Annotated in this window: 19 protein-coding genes; 12 read left to right on the top strand and 7 right to left on the bottom strand. The window is 34.2% G+C overall.

Annotation, left to right across the window (positions count from 1 at the left end; all coding sequences use genetic code 11):
* Window positions 1–124: 124 nt before the first annotated feature.
* From hemH to FN795_RS20620, 5 genes are all read right to left on the bottom strand, one after another.
* Entirely contained in the window at window positions 125–1,138 is a 1,014-nt protein-coding gene (gene hemH / locus FN795_RS20640; RefSeq protein ID WP_142452376.1) for a ferrochelatase, read from the bottom strand.
* Between the two features lie 80 nt (window positions 1,139–1,218).
* Window positions 1,219–2,109 (bottom strand): AraC family transcriptional regulator, encoded by an 891-nt coding sequence (locus FN795_RS20635; RefSeq protein WP_142452375.1) that lies wholly within the window; start codon window positions 2,107–2,109, stop codon window positions 1,219–1,221.
* Between the two features lie 47 nt (window positions 2,110–2,156).
* A complete protein-coding gene (locus tag FN795_RS20630; protein ID WP_142452374.1) occupies window positions 2,157–2,708 on the bottom strand; it encodes a YceI family protein in 552 nt (183 codons plus the stop codon).
* A gap of 47 nt (window positions 2,709–2,755) precedes the next feature.
* On the bottom strand, window positions 2,756–3,295 hold the full coding sequence (locus FN795_RS20625; RefSeq protein WP_142452373.1) for a YceI family protein: 540 nt from the start codon (window positions 3,293–3,295) through the stop codon (window positions 2,756–2,758).
* 14 nt (window positions 3,296–3,309) lie between these two features.
* Complete coding sequence (locus tag FN795_RS20620) at window positions 3,310–3,678, bottom strand: hypothetical protein (protein ID WP_053471238.1); 369 nt, start codon at window positions 3,676–3,678, stop codon at window positions 3,310–3,312.
* Between the two features lie 171 nt (window positions 3,679–3,849).
* On the opposite strand from FN795_RS20620, the gene FN795_RS20615 reads away from it, so the two are divergent.
* From FN795_RS20615 to hemA, 5 genes are all read left to right on the top strand, one after another.
* Window positions 3,850–4,239: an OB-fold protein gene (locus FN795_RS20615; protein ID WP_142452372.1), complete on the top strand. Its 390-nt coding sequence runs from the start codon at window positions 3,850–3,852 to the stop codon at window positions 4,237–4,239.
* A gap of 27 nt (window positions 4,240–4,266) precedes the next feature.
* Window positions 4,267–5,106 carry a DUF5777 family beta-barrel protein gene (locus FN795_RS20610; RefSeq protein WP_142452371.1) on the top strand — a complete coding sequence of 280 codons (840 nt, stop codon included), beginning with the start codon at window positions 4,267–4,269 and terminating at the stop codon, window positions 5,104–5,106.
* Between the two features lie 129 nt (window positions 5,107–5,235).
* Window positions 5,236–5,670 (top strand): hypothetical protein, encoded by a 435-nt coding sequence (locus FN795_RS20605; protein ID WP_142452370.1) that lies wholly within the window; start codon window positions 5,236–5,238, stop codon window positions 5,668–5,670.
* Window positions 5,671–5,691: 21 nt separating this feature from the next.
* The gene (locus tag FN795_RS20600; protein WP_142452369.1) at window positions 5,692–6,285 is read left to right on the top strand and encodes a globin family protein; all 594 of its coding nucleotides are present in this window, start codon (window positions 5,692–5,694) and stop codon (window positions 6,283–6,285) included.
* A 253-nt stretch (window positions 6,286–6,538) separates the two neighbouring features.
* Window positions 6,539–7,843, top strand: coding sequence for a glutamyl-tRNA reductase (hemA, locus tag FN795_RS20595; protein WP_142452368.1), 1,305 nt, complete (start codon window positions 6,539–6,541; stop codon window positions 7,841–7,843).
* A 585-nt stretch (window positions 7,844–8,428) separates the two neighbouring features.
* Here the strand turns inward: hemA and FN795_RS20590 are convergent.
* Window positions 8,429–9,217 carry an anti-sigma factor gene (locus FN795_RS20590; RefSeq protein WP_142452367.1) on the bottom strand — a complete coding sequence of 263 codons (789 nt, stop codon included), beginning with the start codon at window positions 9,215–9,217 and terminating at the stop codon, window positions 8,429–8,431.
* Window positions 9,217–9,747 (bottom strand): RNA polymerase sigma factor, encoded by a 531-nt coding sequence (locus FN795_RS20585; RefSeq protein ID WP_142452366.1) that lies wholly within the window; start codon window positions 9,745–9,747, stop codon window positions 9,217–9,219. The genes FN795_RS20590 and FN795_RS20585 overlap by 1 nt, the downstream gene beginning before the upstream one ends.
* 839 nt (window positions 9,748–10,586) lie before the next feature.
* On the opposite strand from FN795_RS20585, the gene FN795_RS20580 reads away from it, so the two are divergent.
* The 7 genes from FN795_RS20580 (at window position 10,587) to FN795_RS20550 (ending at window position 17,631) form a co-directional block, all read left to right on the top strand.
* Window positions 10,587–11,303, top strand: coding sequence for a type 1 glutamine amidotransferase domain-containing protein (locus FN795_RS20580; protein WP_142452365.1), 717 nt, complete (start codon window positions 10,587–10,589; stop codon window positions 11,301–11,303).
* A gap of 12 nt (window positions 11,304–11,315) precedes the next feature.
* On the top strand, window positions 11,316–12,365 hold the full coding sequence (locus FN795_RS20575) for an acetoacetate decarboxylase (ADC) (protein ID WP_142452364.1): 1,050 nt from the start codon (window positions 11,316–11,318) through the stop codon (window positions 12,363–12,365).
* Between the two features lie 27 nt (window positions 12,366–12,392).
* Window positions 12,393–13,754, top strand: a complete 1,362-nt coding sequence (locus FN795_RS20570) for an aldehyde dehydrogenase (RefSeq protein WP_142452363.1) — start codon at window positions 12,393–12,395, stop codon at window positions 13,752–13,754.
* 88 nt (window positions 13,755–13,842) lie between these two features.
* A complete protein-coding gene (locus FN795_RS20565; RefSeq protein ID WP_142452362.1) occupies window positions 13,843–14,775 on the top strand; it encodes an NAD-dependent epimerase/dehydratase family protein in 933 nt (310 codons plus the stop codon).
* 41 nt (window positions 14,776–14,816) lie between these two features.
* Window positions 14,817–15,728, top strand: coding sequence for a helix-turn-helix domain-containing protein (locus tag FN795_RS20560; RefSeq protein WP_208743586.1), 912 nt, complete (start codon window positions 14,817–14,819; stop codon window positions 15,726–15,728).
* A 17-nt stretch (window positions 15,729–15,745) separates the two neighbouring features.
* Entirely contained in the window at window positions 15,746–16,474 is a 729-nt protein-coding gene (locus FN795_RS20555; protein ID WP_017497227.1) for a nitroreductase family protein, read from the top strand.
* Window positions 16,475–16,650: 176 nt separating this feature from the next.
* Window positions 16,651–17,631, top strand: coding sequence for an alpha/beta hydrolase (locus FN795_RS20550; protein ID WP_142452360.1), 981 nt, complete (start codon window positions 16,651–16,653; stop codon window positions 17,629–17,631).
* Window positions 17,632–17,917: the final 286 nt, after the last annotated feature.

The following is a 17,917-nucleotide window of genomic DNA, read 5'->3' as shown; positions in this document are numbered from 1 at the left end:
TCATTTACGCTTTAATATTCTTTTTGGTTTTAAAAGAGGTAAAAAAATAAATTAAAATGAATACAAGGGGCGAATTGATATATTAATAATGAAAGCTCCAATATTCCCTATTGCTATTTTAGCATTATTCAGCCCACTCATTAATCCAGCTGCTAACAGTCTGGCACCACTTCTGGTCGTCATTCAAACAGGGAATAGCCAGGAAATTTTCTCCTCCATTTTTCTCAAAATCTTCTTTGGCGCGCATGGCGATTTCTTCGAGTGTTTCTAAACAATCCGAAACGAAAGCCGGTGTTACAACCGCTAGTTTCTTGATTCCTTTTGCCGGCATGTTATCAATTTCAACATCTGTATAAGGTTCTAACCATTTGTCTCCGGCTAAACGCGATTGAAAAGTCAGACTGTATTTATCAGCAGGAAGTCCTAATAATTTTATGACTTGTCTTGTAGTTTCATAACATTGGTGACGATAACAGAAATCGTGTGCTGGAGATGGAATGCTGCAGCAGGAACCGTCAATTTTACAATGTGATTTGGTTACATCTGTCTTGCGAATATGACGCTCGGGAATTCCGTGATACGAGAATAATAAGTGATCGTAATTAAAACCAACTAAATGTTTCTGAATGGAATCGGCTAAATTCCTGATGTAATCCGGTTTGTTGTAAAACGCAGGAACATCAGTAAAAGTCATGTGTGGGAATTTCTTCTTGCGGATTTCTTCAGCCTTTACCAAAATAGTCAAAGTCGAAGCCATTGCATATTGAGGATATAACGGAAAAAGCAGTACTTGGGTAACTCCTTTATCGTTTAATTCCTGAAGTCCTTTCTCGATGGTCATGCTTCCGTAACGCATTGCAAGTTCAACCGGTACATTTACCAAAGGCTGTACTTTTTTCTGCATTCTTTCTGAAAGCACCACAAGGGGCGAACCTTCATCCCACCAGATTTTTGCATAAGCATGTGCCGATTCTTCGGGTCTTTTTCTTAAGATGATGCCTCGCACTAATAAAGCTCTAAACAAATACGGAACATCGATCACGTATTTATCCATTAGAAATTCATCTAAATACGGTTTTACATCTTTTGGTGCGGGACTTTTGGGAGATCCCAAATTTACTAATAATACGCCTTTCATTATCGTTTTTGTTTTAAGCTTTGTTCAAACTCAGTGCTTGCCGTTTCTTAGAAATTAATCAATATATTTTTATTTATGCTCTAATTTATAAAAGCGATACTGTTTTTATGATTGGTGTTAATGGACATTAGATATCTTTTTGGGGTTGTGGAAAATTTTTTCTTGAATCCCGCAATAAAGTGGCTTCCGGTGCTGTATCCTATTTTCAGCCCGACTTCATTTACATTGTAAGAACCGCTGTCCAATAGTTTTAAGGCGAAATCCATTTTGTAGTCAAACAGAAAACCGTATACCGTATCACCATAAATTTGTTTGAAGCCTATTTTTAATTTTTTCATATTCAGTCCAATTTCATCTGCCAGCTGCTGCAGTCCTGGCGGTTCGGCCATATTAGCGATAAGTATTTCTCTGGCTTTTTTGATTTTCAGCACGTTATCTTCATCAATCAAAAACGGACATTGCACTGCGTTTGGATCTTCCATTTTATTGAAATACAAACTCAATAATTCATATCCTTTTCCTTTATAATAAAGGTTCTTTAGGGAAGGATGAAGGCTGTAATGAAATAACTGGCTCAAAACAACAGCCATAGAAGGACAGATGGTCCCTTCGGCATAATACTTTTTTTTCTTCTTATCGGGGCTTAAAATAGAAATATAATCTGCTTGAACGGAAAATAACGAGTGAAATTTATTAATCGAAACAATAACAGAAATCACCCATGAATTTGGAGAAAGTTCTAACTTAAGAAATGACTGATGCTGCAGATTGCACAAAATCAGTGATTTTTCCTCTTTCAATTCTAAAGTGCAATGGTTCTGACTGGACAAAAAAAATGCATTGCCTTTTAGTCCGAAATGAAACTGTATCAGCCCGGCACCTATTTCGCGCTGTGCAGAAAAAGATTCTGAACTGTCGTTCTGGAAACGAATAAGGGTAAGACCGTCCTCAATTTGTATTTCTTCCTCCATTTTTTTGATATAAAAATTACTGACTTTTCAAGATAGTGTTTAGGAGGTTATTGTCTTTTTGTACCTAAGACTGCGACAACTTGGATATTTATTTTATTGGAAAGCTTGCTTTTAACCAAATTTGGGATTTCAATATTAAAATCACTGGCATTTACGCTGAAATTACATGAAATGCTGACACCTGATGGTGATCTGCTTATCTTTGCAGCTGTATTTATATCCCTGGATTTACCGTGAAGTTCTAATTTGCCTTTAATGATAAAATCCTTAGCATCTGCGCTTAAACTTTGAAGATCAAATCCTTCTATTTTTCCTTTAAATACGGCTTTTGGATATTGGTCACTTTCGATGTAATTTTCATTAAAGTGTTCTTCCATTAAAGCAACCTTAAACTGGAAACCTTTCATCAGTGCTAAACTTGCAATCTCTCCTGTTGCTGGATTCAAAACAAAAGTAACATTCCGATTTACTGCTTTAACTTCTTCAAAAGAAGGAACGGAAGCTTCAAAAGTAACTTTTGCCGATTTACTGACCATTTTTTCTTGTGATACGCCAATGGCGCAAACACACAGCATTGCAATAAGTATTGTTTTTTTCATTATTTCGCCTTTATTTTTTTATAAAATCATTCTACTTTTGCGCAGTCTTATTTTAAAACTGCAATAATTTGAATTTTGACTTTATTATCCAGTTTATATTTAATAAGCGCTGGAATTGGAATGTTAAAATCACTTGCATTTATTTCAAAATCAGATATAAGGGTGACTCTGGAACCCGATCTTGTAATTTTTGCACTGGCACTTATATCCTTGGATTTTCCATGTACTTCTAATTTTCCTTTTATGATATAATCTTTATAATCTTCAGTTAGATTTTTAATGTCGAATCCTTCTATTTGCCCTCTAAAAATAGCTTTTGGATATTTATCGGTTTCCATGTAATTTTCATTAAAATGTTCTTCCATTAATGCCATTTCAAATTCAAATCCTTTCATTAAAGCCAGACTTGCTACTTCTCCAGTTGCGGGATTCAAAACAAAAGTTACATTGCTGTTAGTTCCTGCAACCGGCTGAAAAGAAGGTACTGAAGCTTCCAGAGTTATTGTTGCAGATTTGGTTACTATTTTTTCTTGTGAAAAAACAATAAAAGAAGCCAATAGCATTGGCATTATTATGATTTTCTTCATGTTCTTGTTATAGATTATTTTTCTAATAATCCATCCTGATTCCATTTATTTATAATGTCAATAGTCGCTTGAGGCAATCTTGGGCCACCCTGTGGCATTAAGGAACTATCTCCATTTTCTAAAGAAATTCGTGTAAGCAATCCTCGATTTAAAACTGCATTTTTAACCTGTTCATAAGTAACTAAAGACATCGGCGCTCCATTTTTAGGAACTGCCGCATGGCATACAACACAGTTATTATCAATAATAGATTTTACATTTTGGTTGTATGTTGCCAAACCATTAATTGGTGTAGAGTCAATTAAAGTACTTGGATCATCGTTGGCACAACTTACAAAAATTGAAGCTAATGATGAGATGGCGAAAAGGGTTTTTAAATTCATAAGATTGGTTTTTAGTTATAAATAAATACATGATTTTTTTAAGGATCATCAGGCATTTCAAAATTATATACGTTGAAAAGAATAATACAGATTTGGCAAGAGGCATATTTAATGATTTAAATCCAATAGGTATTTTTTAACGTAGATAATTTGAAATACTAAAAACCAGTTATGAGAAAAAAAATACTAATTACAATTTTCCTTTTTATAATAATCGGAATTTCAGCGTACCTCTACATCTACAAAGGGCATAGAAATATAGAATCAGAAACTGCCGATTATGTTGTAACCGTTAGCGAACTAGAAAGAGAGTTTACTTCAAACGACAGTCTGGCTTACATCAAATATCAGGACAAAACAATTGAACTATCTGCACGAGTAACAAGTATTGATAAAGCCAGTAATGGAATTGTTATGAGCGAAAAAGTATTTGTGACATTCAAAAACCGTTTGCCGCAAAATATTATATCTGGAAAAACCCTAAAAATTAAAGGGCGTTTTTTAGGATATGACGAATTGCTCCAGGAATTTAAAATAGACCAATCTTCAGTTGTACACTAATACAAATAACAATTTAAAACTAACCTCATGAAAAACTTTATTCTATTATTTTTTTTATTTCCGCTGTTAACCTTCTCCCAAACCGATTTATTGTCTGGAGTAGAAACTCCTTCTGCAAAAGAAAAAGTGACATCTGCATTCAAAGCCTTAAAAATCGTTAATCTCGAATCTACAAAATTGGCCGCAAAAGGCGATTTGTATTTTGTTGTTGCACACCGATTCGGCTCTATTAAAGATGGTTTTGAAGGTTTTTATGGACTCGATAATGCCAATACGCAGATTAAATTTATTTACGGTGTAACAAATGGACTTAATGTAAGTGCAGCCCGAAGTGAATTTGCTTATGACTTTGCAACAAAATATATGCTGTTTCCTCAAATAAAAGACGGTTTCCCTGTTACTATCGCCGGATTTAATAGTTTGTCTATTAATAATACATTAAAAGAAAGTCTGTATCCGAAACTTCAATTTAAAGACAGGCTTACTTATGTTGCGCAGCTGCTGATTTCCAGAAAATTTTCTGAAAAGCTGTCTTTAGAAATTGTGCCGTCATTCTTTCATCAAAATTTTGTTGAAGACGTAGACCAAAGCAATACTCAATATGCCGTGGGGTTTGGAGGTAGATATAAATTCGCTAAACGCTGGTCTTTAAATATGGATTATGCGGCGCATTTAAACAGAGCACCAAATTCTCTTTATAAAAATCCGTTATCTATAGGTTTTGATTTAGAAACCGGCGGGCATGTTTTTCAAATGCATTTTACCAGCTCTCAAGCAATTGATGAAGCTGGATATCTTGGAAGAACAACAGGAGACTGGACAAAAGGAGATATATTTTTTGGATTTAATCTTGCCAGAGTTTTCTAGTATCTGCTTTATAATTAAATTATTAGGTAATTTCTGTATTTAAAATGATTCTAAATTGATCGATTTGCAACTATTTCTAAAACCGCAGCTCTGAAGTACACGTAGATAATTTTAAAACCATAAAAAATTATGAAGACTAATAAAATAATCAAAAAAGGACTTTTAATTCTGAGCGGAATATTTGTACTGTTTGTCGCGATTTTGCTTTTTCACATTATAACGGCCAAACCGCCCGTTTATGACACCCCAAATCTTCAGGTAAGCAGAATCGATTTTAAATCAGATATTGATTCTCTGCAGGCCAGAAAAATCTGTGCCGACTTAAGAAGCATAAAAGGCCTGACATCAGACTCTATCATCGTTAAAAGAAATGTTGTGGTGTACTTCCACAATAATAAAATTACAAACTCTGAGAAAGTTTTCAACGAGCTGATGGCTAAAGGACGTTATGATGCCCAGCGTTATATTTTACCAGCCAATTTAGCAAACAAAGAAGTCTGCCCCATGAATCAAAATAGTTTGAGCTATAGACTGTCTCAAAAGATAAATCGTTTTTTTAATTAACCCTTTAATACCTTTAAATTTATGAAAATTTATTCAAAACTTACACTTAGTGTATTACTTGCTGCATCTGCAGCTATGATTTCCTGCAGCAGTAATGACGACGAAACCCCAGCACCTCCTGTAAAGGCATCAATCTATGAACGCTTAGGCGGGACTAAAATGGTTGCCGATCCGGATAATTCAGGTCAGATGATCGAGCAGGGACGTTTGAGTTTCCGAAAAGTCGTAAATTCAGCTATAGGATTAATTGTTGCTGACGTTCAATCGAATGCTGCAGGAAACCTGCAGGCACATTTTGCCCCTTTGTTGGCAGAAACTGGAACTACCCAGTCTACTAATATTGCTAAATTATCAGATAATCTGACTGATTTCTTTTCATTTAACACGGGAGGCACCAATGCTGTAAATACATATTCTGGTTTGAACATGGTTGCTGCTCATGATCCTGCAAAAAATCCTCGTATGGGAACAAAATCAAGCAGTGCAGATTATACAAAATTTGAAGGATATGTTGGAGCTGCGGCCAATGCGAATGGCGTTGCTTCAAATACAGAACTTTATACTGATATTGTTGCTGTTTTAGAATCATTGAGAACTCCTATAGTTCAAAAATAAATTTCTTCTCAAAACGCTGCCTTATTAAGGCAGCGTTTTATATTTCATTACTATTTGCAGTGCCGGACTCTTAATATTATACAATCAGTATATAAATATTTTGAAACTATGATTTCTTGTATAATGGCATGAATTATATAAAATTGCCAATTTGAATCCATTTATTCCACAGCGATATATTAAATCCTTCTGGCGTTATTATATATAAATTAGTTAGTAATATTTTTTTGAACTTTTTAAGCAGAGCATAAATATGGAAAATTTTAATATGTCCAGATCCACTACTTTTTACGCATTAGGGTTAAGCTATAAGAAAGCAGATGCAGCAATTAGAGGAAAATTTAGTTTAGATACTAAAGCGCAATCTGATTTATTGATGCAGGCCAAAGCGGAAGGTATAGAATCATTAATAGTTACTTCTACCTGCAATAGAACTGAAATTTATGGTTTTGCCCATCATCCTTATGAGCTCATCAAACTGCTTTGCGAAAATAGCAATGGATCTGTAGAAGAATTTCGGCAAGCTGCTTATATATATAAGAATGAAGAAGCTGTCAGCCACATGTTTCGGGTAGGAACAGGTTTAGACAGTCAGATTCTGGGTGATTTTGAAATCATCAGCCAGATTAAAACCGCCTTTAACAATAGTAAACGGGAAGGTTTGGTCAATACATTTCTGGACCGGTTGGTAAATACAGTTATTCAGGCGAGCAAAAAAGTTAAAACGGAGACGAAAATTTCTTCTGGTGCAACTTCAGTTTCTTTTGCATCAGTGCAGTATATTATCCGAAATGTGGCGGATATTGGAAACAAAAATATTTTGTTATTCGGAACGGGGAAAATAGGAAGAAATACGTGCGAAAACTTAGTAAAACATACTAAAAACAGCCATATTGCCCTTATAAACAGAACAAAAAACAAAGCCGAATTACTGGCTGGCAAGCTGAATGTTATTGTAAAAGATTATGCTGATTTAAAACAGGAACTGCAGCAGGCCGATGTGCTGGTTGTAGCTACAGGAGCACAAAATCCGACTATTGACAAAACATCGCTTGCTTTACAGAAACCCTTATTGATCTTGGATTTATCCATCCCTCGCAATGTAGATACCAATGTAGAAGAAATCCCCGGTGTAACTTTGATACATCTGGATGATTTATCTCAAATTACTGATGACACGCTAGAAAAGAGAAAACAGCATATTCCTGCTGCGGAAGCCATTATTGATGATCTGAAATTAGAACTGAATACCTGGGTGAACGGCCGAAAATGTGCTCCGACTATTCATGCCTTAAAATCCAAGCTAAATGATATTGTATCAGCAGAATTTGCTTTTCAAAAAAAGAAAACAACCCATTTTGATGATGCACAGATGGATTTAATCAGTTCAAGGATTATTCAAAAATTAACAAACCATTTTGCATCCCACTTAAAAAATGAAAATACTTCAGTAGATCAAAGTATTGAATTTATTGAAAAAGTATTTCAAATAGGACATCTCGCAACTAACAAGCCTGCATCACCAGTAGAAGAAAAATACAAAATCAATCTCTCATAAGTACTTAATTAACTACAGTTCCGGACCTATACGAGGGGACTGAAACAAGCTATAAAAAAATAGAACCCGTCAGCGGCGTTGTATGCTGCGACGGGTCTGTCCATAAACATAATCTTCCAAAAAATGTTTACTTAATTTTGCATAGGAGTAATCAATTCCTTATTGAGTAAAGTTAGATTAATTAATTTAGTGACAATTTACATGATTATTAATTAATTTTATAATTACCTTGTCTACTATAAGTAATCTGAGATCATTAATCCATCTTATAAAAAAGAAGTGAATCAATTTTTTTACTACAGCTGGGCAACAATTGATAATTAGAGTGAGAGCAGAAAACTAAATAGATGATAAATATCAATGTGATTGTAAAAAAGAAAAATACACCAAAAAAAGTATCTACCCCAATATTTCTTTATATTGTCTTAGCTTTTGCATAAGAAAAGGGTATCCACTTCAGCCAGCAGAATTAAAGCAGTCTGTAATCGGTTTGTGTGAAATTCCACCAGTGTGCAGTATTAAATCCAAAAAAGCGCATATTGAACAGGATCAATATGCACTTTTTAGTTAGGACTTCTTATGGGGTTAAACTTTTCCTAAAGTATAAAGCTGCTCCATTGTAGGTGTCAGGCTTCCCCCTGCAGGTTCCAGCGTGATGCCAAAAGCTTCAGCTGAATCGGTTTGGCTTACAGCGAAGATTTTTTGGGAGTTTTCTTCAAAATTATCCAGCAGACCAATACTTGTCGGGGTAAGCACCGGACTTAGTTTTAAAGACCAAACCTGGTAAACCATTCCTTTTGGAGGGTTTGGCAGACCTGCCGCGTCGATATAAGTCGTTTTTGTTTCTTTGTTCCAGTACACTTTTGCAAATGATGTTGGAGATAAAGATTGTCCGCCCAGAGTAACGCTTGTGTTTTTAATATCTCTCACAATGCTTAGGTTCTTCTCAGTCTGTTTATTCTGCTGATCTAAAAAAGCATAATCCCTTTCAATTTTATTTTTTTCGCCTCCAGCCTCAGAGACTGCCTGTTTAGATTTTGACAGTTCTAAAGTCTGATATCCAAAACCTAACAACATTAATACTGCAGCTGCCCAGCCCAAGTATTGCGGCAGGTTTGATGATGGCTTTATATTGACAACTTTGGCATGATTAAGCTCTAGACGCGCTTTTGTTTTCTCGAAATTAGCAACCGAGTGAAAAGGTGAGAAGCTTGATGATAAGGCCGAAACAGCTTTTTCTATTGAAATGATTTCACTTTCAACCTCCGGGTTTTCTCTAGCCAGTTCGGCAATTTCCAGATTCTCTTTTTCTGTCAGCAGGCCGTAAACGTACAGTTCTAAAATGCCTGATTCAATATATTCCTTCGCTTCCATTATATCTTTAAATAATTTCTTAAATCGTTGATACAGTTTCTGTTTTGTGTTTTGATAGTGCCCAGCGGCATGGCAAGCTCGTCCGATGCTTCCTGCTGGGTGTATCCCTTAAAGAATAGCAGATCAATAATCTCGATACATTTTGGTTTCAGTTTTTTTACGAATTCCTGAATTCCTATAGAATCAATTCTGTTTATGAGCTTACTGCTATCATCTAAGAGATTTACGAAATTATCCGAGGAAAGGTTTTTTTGTGTGTTGTTGAAATTTTTGGATCGCAGCTTGTCAATCGATGTATTCCTTGCAATATTAAGGATCCAGGTGTAGAACCGGCCCTTGCTTTCGCTGTACGTATCGATGTTCTTCCAGATTTTTACAAAGACTTCCTGCAGGACATCTTCGGCTTCTTCCCGGTTTTTCACCAGAACATTTATTACCGAAAACAAGCTTTTTGAATACATATCATAGAGATGGGTGAAAGCTCTTTCATCTTTTTTGCGGATTAATACCAATAATTCTTCTTGGCTCATAGGATTGGATTTAAGGCTTAAATAAATTTTAATTTCTTTTAAAGCGGTAATGCCGGATAAAGGTAATTTTTTTTAAGCAAATAGCCCAAAAGATGAAATAAAGGGTGTCATTTTCAAAATGCCAATTTTCGGGGGATTATACTATGCTGATGTTTTTGCCTTGCACCGTTGCTTTTTCTTTTTACATAAACTAAAATTATTGTTAAAATAAAGATTGTGAAAATCTTTAAGTCTAATGTTTACAGTATCTTATGGGTAGTTTGTGTCCTGTAGAGTTAACTCTACAGATTTACAAACCGCTTGCTTTTTAGATGTAAAAGATGGTTAAATCGCAGCAAAAAGGCCAAAAAAAAAGCTAAAACTTTCGTTTTAACTTTTTTTTAAGAGTGAACCTTACTGAACAATTTACAAACCATTTTATGAATGATTTAAAGAAATTGGCTTATTCTGAGGTTGTTTTGTAAGATAATTAATCTGATATTTAATTGGGAGACGGTTTGTATGTATTGTAGGGGTTAAACGTTAAAAAATTTTAAAAAATTTTAATCCATATACATTTTTAATGTTATTAAGTTGTAACATTCTTTTGTGGAATTCTTGAATTCGAAAAAGGCATTTAAAAAAGTTACGGATTTAAAAATATGCCCTTATCATTATCTGCAATTTTCGTTTGCATATCCAAATATTAATGTTCCTCATATTACAAGCAAATTACTTTCTGACTCGTTTTTTATAATTAAAATTTCAACAACAACAGAGATTATGTTATAACTTCAGTTGATTAGGTTACTTCTGCTTTGCATTTAAGACGGAACTTTGTATCATCAAAAAGAGATATTATGAACGCATTGAAATTATTAATTATTGTTACTGGGATTAATATGTATGACGATGGCCAATTGCCAACTGGTCTATGGCTCAGTGAACTTACCCATATCTATGATAAAGCTAAAGAGCAAGGGTTTGAAATTACCATAGCAAGTCCAAACGGTGGAGATACACCGATTGATCCTGAAAGTTTAAGACCTTTAGTTTTGGATAAAGTATCTAAAGGATATTGGAATAATATTCAATTTAGAGAAGAATTAAAGCACACCAAAAGTTTAAAAGAAGTATCAAAACAAGAATTTGATTGTGTTTATTTAGCAGGTGGACATGGGACTATGTATGATTTTCCAAATGATACTATTCTACAAAAAATCATTAAAGATCATTTTGAGAACAATAAAAAAGTGGCTGCGATTTGTCACGGTGTAGGCGGATTGTTGAATGTTAAACTTTCCAATGGCGACTATTTGATAAAAGGCAAAAAGATAACTGGATTTAATTGGTTTGAAGAAAGTCTTGCCGGACGAAAAAAGAAAGTTCCATTTAATCTTGAAGCAGCATTAAAGGAAAGAAACTCCGATTATAAAAAAGCTTTTATTCCTATGACTTCAAAAGTAGTTGTTGACGGTAATTTAATTACTGGTCAAAATCCTTTTAGCTCTAAAGAAATGGCTAGAGTAGTAATGAAAGAACTTGAAAAAATTAAAACAAACTCAGATACTAAATAAAACTATAACACAGTGAAAAAAATAAAAATCATATTTTTTGTAGCAGCCCTTGGTGTAATTCTACTTTTTATACCAGGCTTCTTTCTAAGCAGTGCCATCATTAATACAGCATCTGCAAATTCAAATCTGAAAGCAATAAACAACGATTCAATAGCTAAAAACGATACCATTATTGAATTGGCAGGTCATCAACTACCTGTTTTAAAGGGCGGTATGTTTGACAGATTCCATTCCAACTCACCCCTTTCCGTAGTCGCAGAGGAAAGACCTGATATAGATTTAAGCTGGTTCAAGACCCTTCACAAAGAAAAAAAAGATGTTGGCTTTATCACATATTCACCGAACTTTTATTACAGCAATAGTAGTATTACTGCTATTTATACAGCAGATATGAGCAAAATAAAAGAGCTGCTTCCTGCGGAAGTAAACGAATTGGTCAAACCGATTTCTTATACACCCGGTAGAGGATTGATCGCTATTACTTCCTATGCTTACCATTTTTGTGATAATGATTCATACAATGAACTCTCTATCTCTATTGTAACCACTAAACCAAATAAAAGTAATTGGGGACTGATTTCTTTAATGGGTGAAGTAAATGACAAAAGTCTATGGGGTTATGTGTTGAAATTGCCTGTTAATACCGAATTAGCAAGAGTTCGTGGAAAAGTTGGATATAATTTACCAAAATGGTTAATCCCTATTGATTATAATACTGATGGAAACAATGTAACTTTCACTTATTACGATGAAAAAGGGAATTTAGATTTTTCAATGACAGGTAAAAAATTAGAGGTTACCAATTCAATACCTGAAATTAACCGTTCGAATTTTATCAATCTTAATACAAAAGGCCAGTTAACACACGGTTACAGTGATGTAAGAGCAATAAAAAAAGCAACAAGCAAAAAGGCTGAAGATATTCAATTTAATCTTTCAGATGGTCCGTTATCAGCCTTTATCAAATCATTGGAACTTAAAAAATTAGTTCGCTATGATTACCAACCGGAATTTCAAGCAGCTTTATACACACCTGAATTAGTGACTGAAAACAATAAATAATTCAACTCATTTTTAAAAATTAAGGAAATGGAATTCGCTAAAATATTTCAATCGCAGAAGGAGTTCTTCAACACTCATCAAACAAAAGATGTGGCGTTTAGAAAGGAAACTTTACTAAAGTTGAAAGATATTTTGAAAGGAAACGAACAACAACTATACGATGCGATTTACAAAGATTTTCGCAAAGGTACTTTCGATACTTTTTTAACTGAACTTAATTTAGTTCATAAAGAAATCAACTTTTTTTTGAAAAATTTAGATAAGCTTGCTAAACCCAAAAAAGTAAAAACGGCTCTCAGTTTACAACCCGGAAGCAGCCATATTTATGCAGACCCTTTGGGCGTAACTTTGGTAATTGGGGCGTGGAACTATCCTTATCAATTGACTTTAGTTCCTTTGATTACAGCCATTGCAGCCGGAAATACTTGTGTTGTAAAACCAAGCGAATTACCCGAAAATACAATGCGCCTTTTGGCGGAATTAATCAATACTAATTTCCCTTCCAATTATTTGTATGTTGCTGAAGGCGGCATACCGGAAACAGCCGAGTTATTGAAATTGCGGTGGAGCAAAATTTTCTTTACTGGAAGTTCAAAAGTAGGGCAGATTGTGTATGAAGCAGCTGCGAAAAACTTGGTCCCCGTAACGTTAGAATTAGGAGGTAAATCGCCCGCTATTGTAACAAAGACAGCTAATTTAGAAGTGGCCGCAAAACGTATCGTTTGGGGTAAATTTTTAAACGGTGGTCAAACTTGTATAGCACCTGATTATTTGCTGGTTGAAGAATCAGTCAAAGACAAATTTTTACAATTGTTAAAAGATAAAATTGAAGAAACTGGATATATAGATGGTGCAGAGCACTATACAAGTATAATCAATAAAAGAAATTATGACAGAATATTAAGTCTGATTACTCCTGGTAAAATATTTTATGGAGGGAAACATAATGAAGAAATGCTTTACATTGAGCCCACAGTCCTGACCAATGTAACGTATGATGATGCTGTCATGCAGGAAGAAATTTTTGGTCCGGTTTTGCCAGTGGTTTCCTTTAAAAATTATGATGAAGCTCTTGAAAAAATCATTAATGGAGAAAAACCTTTGGCAGCCTATCTTTTTACAAATAATGATGATGAGAAAGATAAACTACTAAACAGAGTTTCCTTTGGTGGTGGTTGCATCAATGATACGTTGATGCAGATTACAAGTGATTATCTTCCTTTTGGCGGAGTTGGAAATTCCGGGATTGGTCATTATCACGGTGAATTCGGATTTTTGACATTCTCACATCAAAAATCAGTAATAGAGAAAACAACTTGGGGCGAACCCGATTGGAAATATCCGCCTTATTCAGATAAAAAAATGAAGTGGCTAAAAAGGGTAATGTAACAGAGATAATGTTACAACAACCCATAACAGAGTTACGTCTATCACTATGATAATACTGAACTTTGCAGTAGAATTTAAAACTAAAAAAATGCAGGTAATATTAGGAGCCAATGGTCAAATTGGCGAAGAATTAGCAAGAGAATTGAAGAGAAGTTATACTTCAGAGATAAGAATCGTAAGCAGAGAAGCAAAGAAAGTTAATGATACAGATATAGTATTTTCTGCTGATTTATCTAATAAAAAAAGTGCTATTGAAGCTGTAAAAGAAAGTGAGATTGCTTATTTTACTTTAGGGCTTCCTATTAGTTCTGCCTTATGGGAAAAACAATTTCCTCTCATTCTGCGAAATGTCATTGATGCCTGTAAAATCAACGGAACAAAATTGGTTTTTTTTGACAATACTTATATGTACCCACAGGATGGTCGTTTGCTCACTGAAGAAACCCTTTTCGATCCAGTTGGAAGAAAAGGAAAAGTAAGAAGAGAAATGGCTGAAATGGTTTTGAAAGAAATAGAATCAGGTGAACTCGAAGCGGTTATTTGTCGTGCACCAGAATTTTATGGACCTGGTAAAACACAGAGTGTAACCAATACTTTGATTTTTAATAGTATAAAGGAAAATAAAAAATTGAAGGTGCCTTTGAGAGATGATAAATTGAGAAGTTTAATTTGGACGCCAGATGCAAGTAGGGCAACAGCTTTAATTGGTAATACACCTGATGCTTTCGGTCAAACTTGGCATTTGCCGATTGATGATAACATGTTAAATTATAATCAGTTTATCAATCTGGCATCAAAAATTTATGGAAAAGAATTAAAATATTCAGTTGTACCAAAATTTGTTTTTAAAATTGGTGCAAGGTTTAATGAAAGAGTGAAAGAATTGCAGGAATTACTTCCAAGATATAAATATGATAATTTATTTGACGATTCAAAGTTTAAAAAGCGTTTTCCTGAATTTCAGGTGACAACATACAAACAAGGCATCGAACAAATTAAGAATGAAAAATTATTAAAATAAAAAATTGTAACTTAGTGATGTATAAGTCAGAATTTCAACAAATGAAAACTCCTTCAAAAGTTTCATCAATAAGTGCATTACATCAATTTTTAGGATTAAAAAGCCCTTCTAATCCGTTGATCAGTGTATTTAATTTTGATGATGTAAAGTTGGAGCCTGAAACAATTTTAAGCACCATAACAACTGATTTTTATGTGGTTGCTCTTAAAAAAGAGTGTGCAGGAGGCAAATGTAAATATGGCCAGCAATATTATGATTTTGATGAGGGCATAATGTACTTTATAGCTCCACATCAAGTATTGCAGTTTGAGGATGTTCTTCTTAATGGTGTTAAAGGATTTGTTGCGGTAATACATCCCGATTTTTTGCAGGGATACAACTTGGCTGCCATAGTTAGAGACTATGGCTACTTTTCATATTCAACCAGTGAAGCTTTATTTCTATCTGAAAAGGAAGAAAAATCGATAATGGACATAATTGAAAATATCAGTAGTGAGATTGATGGCAACATGGATTCATTTACTCAGGATTTATTAGTGTCTAATATCGATTTGCTTCTGAAGTATTGCAATCGTTTTTACAACCGTCAGTTTTTGACAAGAAAAAAAGCCAATAACGATTTACTTAGTAAATTGGAAAATGTACTTGATGGTTATTTCAAAAATGACAAATTGGAGAAAGATGGCATTCCTACGGTTCAATATGTTGCTAACGAATTACACCTAAGTCCTAATTATTTAAGCGATATGTTAAGAGTTCACACAGGACAAACAACTCAACAGCATATTCAGAATAGAATTATCGAAAAATCAAAAGAACTGCTCTCTACCACTTCTTTGTCAGTTTCTGAAATTGCTTATCATTTAGGTTTTGAACACCCTCAGTCTTTTCACCGCTTGTTTAAAAACAGAACCTCTGTTTCGCCTTTAGAGTTCAGACAATCATTTAATTAATGCTATTTAAAATAACGATGAATTTAACTGAAATATTAAATTTTAGACGTTCCGTGCGGGTTTATGATAAAGAAAAACCTATTGATGAAGAAAAGGTAAAAGAATGCTTAGAATTGGCAACTTTGGCTCCAAATAGTTCCAATATGCAATTATGGGAGTTTCATCATATAACAAAACCAGAATTATTAAAACAAGTATCTAAGGCTTGTCTAGACCAAACTGCAACTTCAACAGCTTCACAAATTGTAATTTTTGTAACCAGAAGAGATTTATTTCGAAAGAGAGCGAAATTTGTTTTAGATTTTGAAAAAGGGAATATTCGCCGGAATAGCCCGCAAGAACGTCAAGAGAAAAGAATTAAGGATCGTGAATTATACTATGGTAAAATAATGCCTTTACTCTATTCGCGTTTTTTTGGGTTACTTGGAATTTTCAGGATAATTTTAACAAAGATTATTGGATTATTCAGGACTATTACAAGAGAAGTCTCTGAGAATGATATGAGAGTAGTTGTTCATAAATCATGTGCTTTGGCGGCTCAAACTTTTATGATTGCAATGGCTAACGAAGGGTATGATACCTGCCCTTTAGAAGGTTTTGACAGTAAAGTTTTAAAGGGCATTTTAAAATTGCCTCAAAGTGCCGAAATTAATATGGTAGTTTCATGTGGAATTAGAAAAGAAAATGAAGGCATCTGGGGAGAAAGATACAGAGTTCCTTTTGAAGAAGTATATATAAGAAATTAATTTTCAAATATATATTTCAACCAGAGATTTGGTTACACACTTATTTGATTCAGTTACACAATCTTGCCAATTTATCAGGAAATTTGTTAGTGATAAGTTTTATCAAAATCTAAGTCAAGAATAAAAATTACTTAGAGCACTTTGTTTAAAAATATTAATCATTAAAATTTACTATTATGGCACAACCAATTCCAGCAGAAAAAGACCCTCAAATCCTCTTACAAATTAGAGATTTTTTAAATGCTCTAAATAACAGTGGTGGCAAACCATTGGAAACAATGACGCCTCAAGACGCAAGACAAGTACTGATAGATGCTCAAAAGTCAGTAGAATTTGATTATTCAAATATTGTTGAATCCGAAAGAGAAATTACACAAGATGGTTATACAGTAAATATTCATATTGTAAAACCTGCCGATGCAGTTTCTGAAAAACTACCAGTATTTATGTTTACACATGGTGGTGGATGGATATTAGGGGATTATCCTACCCACAGGAGATTGGTAAGGGACTTAGTCGTAAATAGTGGGGCAGCAGCAGTTTTTACAGACTATACACCATCGCCTGAAGCTAAATATCCAACCGCTATTAATCAAATTTATGCGGCTACAAAATGGGTTTCAGAAAATGGAGACCAGATAGGAGTAGATGGTAAAAATATGGCGGCCGCCGGAAACAGCGTTGGCGGAAATATGACTGCTGTACTTTGTCTTATGGCAAAAGATAAAGGTGGCCCTGAAATAAAATTCCAATTACTTTTATGGCCAGTAACAGATGCTGATTTTACACGTGAATCTTGGCAAAAATATGCTGAAGGCAGATTCTTAACAGCAAGCTTAATGAAATGGATGTGGGATAACTATACTACAGATTTAGAGCAAAGAAAAGAATACTATGCTACCCCGTTCAGTGCTTCAATTGAAAAATTGAAAGGATTGCCACCTGCATTAGTACAATTAGCCGAGAATGATATTCTTTTTGATGAAGGATTAGCTTATGCCCGTAAGTTAGATGAGGCTGGTGTTCCTACAACAATTCAAACCTTTAACGGATTTATCCATGATTATGGTTTGTTAAACCCATTAGATCATATTGATGCGGTTAAATTTTCATCTGAACAAGCTGCCTTGGGCTTAAAAAAGGCTTTATTTAGTTAGTAAAACTTAAAAATGTGTAGAGGTCAGCTCATAGTTGCTGGCCTCTTTTTTTTATGATTAGTCGGATATTTTCCTCAATACTTCTCTTCTTCAATTTCCACAAACTTAAATTATTGTTAATATAGAGATAATGGATTTGTTGCAAATGTAGTGTTTACAATGTTTTACTGGTGGTTTGTGTCCAGTGGAGTTAACTTGATAGGATTTACAAATCTCTCTTTTTTAGATGTAAAAGATGGTTAAATAGTATAGAAAGGACATAAAAAAACGCTAAAACCTAAGTTTT

This window comes from Flavobacterium resistens, from assembly GCF_900182645.1.
Taxonomy (GTDB): domain Bacteria; phylum Bacteroidota; class Bacteroidia; order Flavobacteriales; family Flavobacteriaceae; genus Flavobacterium; species Flavobacterium resistens.
Note: the sequence above shows the minus strand (reverse complement) of the source record. Positions and strands in the feature narration are given on the sequence as shown.

Coding starts and splice junctions, on each gene's coding strand:
- hemH (WP_142452376.1), bottom strand. CDS start 1,138: ATGAAAGGCGTATTATTAGTAAATTTGGGATCTCCCAAAAGTCCCGCA.
- FN795_RS20635 (WP_142452375.1), bottom strand. CDS start 2,109: ATGGAGGAAGAAATACAAATTGAGGACGGTCTTACCCTTATTCGTTTC.
- FN795_RS20630 (WP_142452374.1), bottom strand. CDS start 2,708: ATGAAAAAAACAATACTTATTGCAATGCTGTGTGTTTGCGCCATTGGC.
- FN795_RS20625 (WP_142452373.1), bottom strand. CDS start 3,295: ATGAAGAAAATCATAATAATGCCAATGCTATTGGCTTCTTTTATTGTT.
- FN795_RS20620 (WP_053471238.1), bottom strand. CDS start 3,678: ATGAATTTAAAAACCCTTTTCGCCATCTCATCATTAGCTTCAATTTTT.
- FN795_RS20615 (WP_142452372.1), top strand. CDS start 3,850: ATGAGAAAAAAAATACTAATTACAATTTTCCTTTTTATAATAATCGGA.
- FN795_RS20610 (WP_142452371.1), top strand. CDS start 4,267: ATGAAAAACTTTATTCTATTATTTTTTTTATTTCCGCTGTTAACCTTC.
- FN795_RS20605 (WP_142452370.1), top strand. CDS start 5,236: ATGAAGACTAATAAAATAATCAAAAAAGGACTTTTAATTCTGAGCGGA.
- FN795_RS20600 (WP_142452369.1), top strand. CDS start 5,692: ATGAAAATTTATTCAAAACTTACACTTAGTGTATTACTTGCTGCATCT.
- hemA (WP_142452368.1), top strand. CDS start 6,539: ATGGAAAATTTTAATATGTCCAGATCCACTACTTTTTACGCATTAGGG.
- FN795_RS20590 (WP_142452367.1), bottom strand. CDS start 9,217: ATGGAAGCGAAGGAATATATTGAATCAGGCATTTTAGAACTGTACGTT.
- FN795_RS20585 (WP_142452366.1), bottom strand. CDS start 9,747: ATGAGCCAAGAAGAATTATTGGTATTAATCCGCAAAAAAGATGAAAGA.
- FN795_RS20580 (WP_142452365.1), top strand. CDS start 10,587: ATGAACGCATTGAAATTATTAATTATTGTTACTGGGATTAATATGTAT.
- FN795_RS20570 (WP_142452363.1), top strand. CDS start 12,393: ATGGAATTCGCTAAAATATTTCAATCGCAGAAGGAGTTCTTCAACACT.
- FN795_RS20565 (WP_142452362.1), top strand. CDS start 13,843: ATGCAGGTAATATTAGGAGCCAATGGTCAAATTGGCGAAGAATTAGCA.
- FN795_RS20560 (WP_208743586.1), top strand. CDS start 14,817: ATGAAAACTCCTTCAAAAGTTTCATCAATAAGTGCATTACATCAATTT.
- FN795_RS20555 (WP_017497227.1), top strand. CDS start 15,746: ATGAATTTAACTGAAATATTAAATTTTAGACGTTCCGTGCGGGTTTAT.
- FN795_RS20550 (WP_142452360.1), top strand. CDS start 16,651: ATGGCACAACCAATTCCAGCAGAAAAAGACCCTCAAATCCTCTTACAA.